Origin of the sequence: Aeromonas finlandensis, assembly GCF_000764645.1 — a bacterium.
GTDB lineage: Bacteria > Pseudomonadota > Gammaproteobacteria > Enterobacterales > Aeromonadaceae > Aeromonas > Aeromonas finlandensis.
This window is the reverse complement of the sequence record NZ_JRGK01000165.1, coordinates 1-5,080: the sequence shown is the minus strand read 5'-3', so window position 1 is coordinate 5,080 and position 5,080 is coordinate 1. Positions and strand designations below refer to the sequence as shown.

General features: G+C 59.9%; 5 protein-coding genes. 3 read left to right on the top strand and 2 right to left on the bottom strand.

The features are described from left to right. Both cmoA and LD28_RS0112065 read right to left on the bottom strand, forming a co-directional pair. Positions 1–466: carboxy-S-adenosyl-L-methionine synthase CmoA (cmoA, locus tag LD28_RS0112070; RefSeq protein ID WP_033137213.1), on the bottom strand; the 466-nt coding region annotated here is incomplete at its 3' end. 275 nt (positions 467–741) lie between these two features. After that, positions 742–1,590: a DUF72 domain-containing protein gene (locus tag LD28_RS0112065; protein ID WP_033137212.1), complete on the bottom strand. Its 849-nt coding sequence runs from the start codon at positions 1,588–1,590 to the stop codon at positions 742–744. Between the two features lie 162 nt (positions 1,591–1,752). On the opposite strand from LD28_RS0112065, the gene LD28_RS22350 reads away from it, so the two are divergent. The 3 genes from LD28_RS22350 (at position 1,753) to LD28_RS0112050 (ending at position 4,646) form a co-directional block, all read left to right on the top strand. After that, positions 1,753–2,004, top strand: a complete 252-nt coding sequence (locus LD28_RS22350; protein ID WP_005337686.1) for an FmdB family zinc ribbon protein — start codon at positions 1,753–1,755, stop codon at positions 2,002–2,004. A gap of 32 nt (positions 2,005–2,036) precedes the next feature. After that, positions 2,037–3,803 (top strand): aspartate--tRNA ligase, encoded by a 1,767-nt coding sequence (gene aspS, locus LD28_RS0112055; protein WP_033137211.1) that lies wholly within the window; start codon positions 2,037–2,039, stop codon positions 3,801–3,803. A gap of 102 nt (positions 3,804–3,905) precedes the next feature. Beyond that, the gene (locus tag LD28_RS0112050) at positions 3,906–4,646 is read left to right on the top strand and encodes a YebC/PmpR family DNA-binding transcriptional regulator (RefSeq protein ID WP_033137210.1); all 741 of its coding nucleotides are present in this window, start codon (positions 3,906–3,908) and stop codon (positions 4,644–4,646) included. Positions 4,647–5,080 lie beyond the last annotated feature (434 nt).

Here is a 5,080-nt window from a genome sequence, read left to right as displayed (position 1 = left end):
GGCGTAGCCCATCGTGAATGCGCTGGATCAGGGCAGCCCGTTTTTCGGGCTCGACAAATTGCAGGGTGAAGTTGAGTACCACCACAGAGGCGTTCTCGATCTCGATGTCGCAGATATCCGCTTCTACCAGCTCCACCGGCACCTCGGATTTGAAACCGGAGAGGTGGGCGCGGGCGCGCTCGATCATCGGGTGAGAGAGATCCACCGCGGTGATGCGGCAACCGGGCTGGCTGATGTGACGGCGCATAGCCTGGGTGGCGGCCCCCAGCGAGCAGCCGAGGTCATAGAGTCGGCTCTCGGGCTGGGCGTAGCGGGCGGCCATCATGCCGATGGCGGAGATGATGTTGCTGTAACCCGGCACCGAGCGCTGGATCATATCTGGAAATACGTCGACGACCTGTTCGTCAAAACAGAAATCGCCCAATCGGGCGATCGGGGCGGCAAAAATTTGGTCTTTGGTCTGCATGCTGGCGCAACCTGACAGTCGGGGCATAACCCGGCTGTGTTGTTCAATTGAGTCGTTGGGTGACACCCATCAGAGTAGATTTATCACCTGTTTACGAACGGGGTGGCTGGTCGTGAAATCCATTGGACCGATCCTGTTCGAATGGGCCATGTTCCGGACCCTTACTTGGGGCGGTAGTGTAGAGGATTGATGGCCGTTTGTCTTGACGCCAGGGCTTGCCTTGCCACAAAAAAGCGTTTTTTTTACCGCGAATGGATTGCCGGAAATTGCGCTGACTAAAAGCTCAGCACTCCCTGACGCGCGCGATCGTTTTCCCCCGGCCAGGGGGCCATCTCCTGCTCCAGCAAGCGGGTGATCTGGCGGGCCAGCTCCGGTGCCTGGGCATTGTCGGCAGTATGTATATAGAGGTAGAGATCCTTGCCATCGGCCAACCATTGACGCCAGTGGGGGAGCCAGCTGGGCAGGAAGGGGTGGTTGGCCGCCGGATCCGGCAGGCCGATAAAGCGCACCATGGGGGCGCTGGCGGTGGCCAGCAGATGGACCGGCAGGCGCGGCTTCTTGCCCTGGGCATCGACAAGGGCCGCCGTTGTTGCCTGCACCGAGAAGAGCGGGCGACTGTCGAGCATCACCCGGTTGACCCCTTGTTCCATCAGCAGCCGGTTCAATGTCCGCTCGGCCTCCCCTTTGGCGAAGAAGTCGGGGTGACGCACTTCGAGGGCGTAGCGAAAGGCCCGTGGCAGCCGTTCGATAAAGGCCGCAAGCCGGGGCAGCCCTTCCGGCCCGAAACGGGCTGGCAGTTGCAGGGTGAGTAGCCCCAGCTTGTCGTGCAGCGGGGCGAGCAGGCGGATAAAGTCGGCTACCTGTTTGTCTGCGCTCACCAGATCGCTCTGGTGACTGATGGTTTGCGGAAACTTGAAGTTGAAGCGAAAGCGATCAGGCACCGCATCGGCCCAGCGCTGCACCGTATCGGGGGTCGGCAGGGCGTAGAAGGTGGTATTGCCCTCCACCGAGTTGAAGACGGTCGCGTAGTGGGCGAGGTGCTCGGCGGGCTTGGCGCCCAGACCCAGTAGCTGGCCGGGCCAGGCGGGGTGGGACCACTGCGGCAGGCCCAAATAGAGGCTCATGGCGACGTCTCTCTCTGTTCTTGGTGAATTCGGGCCCCTTTTTTTGCCACTTTTTGCCATCCAGAGCAAAAAACTGGTGAAAGGAGGCTGCTGGCCATTTTACCCAAAAGGGGGTTTTCCTCTATAATGCCAGCCCTTTTGTTTTTCAATTTCTTGTGACCCATGCCTATCTACGAATATCGTTGCGACGTCTGTGGCCATGAATTGGCAAAACTGCAAAAGCTTTCCGATGCCCCCCTGACCGACTGTCCGGCCTGTAGCAAGCCGAATCTGGTCAAGCTGATATCGGCGGCAGGCTTCCGGCTCAAGGGAACCGGATGGTACGAGACTGATTTCAAACCGGGTAAGAAAAAGAATCTGGCCAGCTGTGAGACAGACGGTGCTTGCCAGTCGTGCCCGGCGGCCCAAGGTTAACCGTCTCTCTACAATTTCGAAGGAAGAAGTCCATGCGCTCTATCTATTGCGGACAGGTCAATGAGGCCCATGCCGGGCAGACCATTACATTGTGCGGTTGGGTCCATCGTCGTCGTGATCTCGGCGGTCTGATCTTTATCGACATGCGCGATCGCGAAGGGATCGTGCAGGTGTTCTTCGATCCGGACAAACCGGAAGCGTTCGCCCTGGCCTCCGAGCTGCGCGGCGAGTTCTGCATCCAGGTGACCGGTGTGGTGCGTACCCGTCCCGAGTCTCAGCGCAACAGCGACATGGCCACCGGTGCCATCGAAGTGTTCGCTCACGAGCTCAACATCATCAACCGTGCCGAGCCGCTGCCGCTGGACTTCAACCAGGTCAACAGCGAAGAGATCAGCCTCAAGTATCGCTATCTGGATCTGCGTCGCCCCGAGATGGCCAAGTACCTGAAGACCCGCGCCAAGGCCAGTGCCTTCGTACGTCGCTTCATGGACGAGCACGGCTTCCTCGATATCGAGACCCCGATGCTGACCAAGGCCACCCCGGAAGGTGCCCGTGACTATCTGGTGCCGAGCCGCGTGCACAAGGGCAAGTTCTACGCCCTGCCGCAATCTCCCCAGCTGTTCAAGCAGCTGCTGATGATGTCCGGCTTCGACCGCTACTACCAGATCGTCAAGTGCTTCCGTGACGAAGACCTGCGTGCCGACCGCCAGCCGGAATTCACCCAGATCGACGTGGAAACCTCCTTCATGACCGCACCGCAGGTGCGTGAAGTGATGGAAGAGATGATCCGCAAACTGTGGCTGCACATCCTGAATGTGGATCTGGGCGACTTCCCGATCATGACCTTCGACGAAGCGATGCGTCGCTACGGCTCCGACAAGCCGGACCTGCGTCTGCCGATGGAGCTGGTCGATGTGGCCGATCTGCTGACCGCCGTCGAGTTCGCCGTGTTCGCCGGTCCTGCCAACGATCCGAAAGGCCGCGTGGCTGCCCTGAAAGTCCCGGGCGGCGCCGAGCTTTCTCGCAAGCAGATCGACGAGTACACCAAGTTTGTCGGCATCTACGGTGCCAAGGGCCTGGCCTGGATGAAGGTCAACGAAGTGGCCAACGGCCTCGAAGGCGTGCAGTCTCCGGTTGCCAAGTTCCTCTCCGACGCCATCGTGCGCGAGATCCTGGCCCGTACCGACGCTGCCGACGGCGACATCATCTTCTTCGGCGCTGACAGCAAGAAAGTGGTCTGCGATGCCATGGGCGCCCTGCGTCTGAAAGTGGGCCGCGATCTGGGTCTGCTGGAGAACAGCTGGAAGCCGTTGTGGGTCATCGACTTCCCGATGTTCGAGGAAGATGGCGAAGGCGGTCTGGCTGCCATGCACCACCCGTTCACCGCGCCGAGCAACATGGGCCCGGCCGAGCTGAAAGCCAACCCGGTGGCTGCTTACGCCAACGCCTATGACATGGTGATCAACGGTTACGAAGTGGGTGGCGGCTCTGTCCGTATCCACAACAGCGACATGCAGTCCACCGTGTTCGACATCCTGGGTATTACCCCGGCCGAGCAGCGCCTGAAGTTTGGCTTCCTGCTGGATGCCCTGAAGTATGGTACCCCGCCGCACGCTGGTCTGGCCTTCGGTCTGGACCGTCTCAGCATGCTGCTGACCGGCACCGAAAACATTCGGGACGTGATTGCCTTCCCGAAAACTACCGCGGCCGCCTGTCTGATGACAGACGCCCCCAGCCTTGCCAACGCCGCCCAACTGGGTGAGCTGGCGATTGCAACCACCGTCAAGGGCGACGAGTAAGCCGATACCGGCACCGGAGGCCGCCACCGTGCGGCCTCTGTGTTTCCCTTGGGTTAGTCATGACCAGTGTTACTGACATTTAAAAAATAACGGAGAGTCTCTATGGCAGGTCACAGTAAATGGGCCAACATCAAACACCGCAAGGCCGCTCAGGACGCCAAGCGTGGCAAGATCTTCACCAAACTGATCCGCGAAATCACCACTTCCGCGCGTCTTGGTGACCCGGATCCGGCCAACAACCCGCGTCTGCGTGCCGCGGTGACTGCCGCCCTGACCAACAACATGACCCGCGACACCATCAACCGTGCCATTCAGCGTGGCGCCGGTGGTGGCGATGGCGAACAGCTCGAGACCATCGTATACGAAGGTTACGGCCCGGCTGGCTCTGCCGTGATGGTTGAGTGCCTGACCGACAACCGTAACCGTACCGTTGCCGAAGTGCGTCACGCCTTCAGCAAGTGCGGTGGCAACCTGGGCACCGATGGCTCCGTCGCCTATCTGTTCAGCAAGAAAGGTCTGCTGACCTTCGTGGGCGTCGACGAAGATGCCCTGATGGACGCCGCGCTGGAGGCAGGTGCTGATGATGTGGTCACCGAAGAGGATGGCTCCATCGAGGTGTACACCACCCCGAACGACTTCGGCACCGTGCTGGATGGTCTGGAAGCCGCTGGCTTCAAGGCCGAGAGCGCTGAAGTGACCATGATCCCCTCTACCGAAGCCGAGCTGGATGCAGAAACTGCGCCCAAGCTGATGCGTCTGATCGACATGCTGGAAGATCTGGACGACGTGCAAGAGGTGTATCACAACGGCTCCATCTCCGATGAAGTTGCTGCGACCCTCTGATCGCTGAATTGTGCTCTCCCAATGGCAGCCGGATGGCTGCCATTTTTTTATCTTTGCATGGGTGAAACGGCTGACGAGTCGTTTGATTCACTAATGCAACAGTCATCTCCGCGCACTACTTTTCCCGCTTCCCCTACGCATTGCCATTTCACGGATCCCGCTGGCCGGTTAGCCCCTACACGCTAGCCGGGTTGCGTTCCGTGATCATGGAACGGCTCCGCTTATCCGGTTTATCACGCGATCAGCTCGTTAGGTGGAGTGGACAGCTCGCGCCTGCCAGTCAGGCAGGTTGCACCGTGGGCAGGATGCTCGAGGTGATGGTGGCCGGGCCTTGTTGTCACGGTGCGGCACTCAATGCTGAGTCACTGCTTGGATATTGATATCGGATGATTGGCTGGGCGCTGGGTGTGCAAGTTGGTTGGTTGGTTGGTTGG

What these genes read in the sequence shown, in the direction of transcription:
- aspS (WP_033137211.1), top strand. Translation starts at nt 2,037, where the DNA reads ATGCGCTCTATCTATTGCGGACAGGTCAATGAGGCCCATGCCGGGCAG.
- LD28_RS0112050 (WP_033137210.1), top strand. Translation starts at nt 3,906, where the DNA reads ATGGCAGGTCACAGTAAATGGGCCAACATCAAACACCGCAAGGCCGCT.
- LD28_RS0112065 (WP_033137212.1), bottom strand. Translation starts at nt 1,590, where the DNA reads ATGAGCCTCTATTTGGGCCTGCCGCAGTGGTCCCACCCCGCCTGGCCC.
- LD28_RS22350 (WP_005337686.1), top strand. Translation starts at nt 1,753, where the DNA reads ATGCCTATCTACGAATATCGTTGCGACGTCTGTGGCCATGAATTGGCA.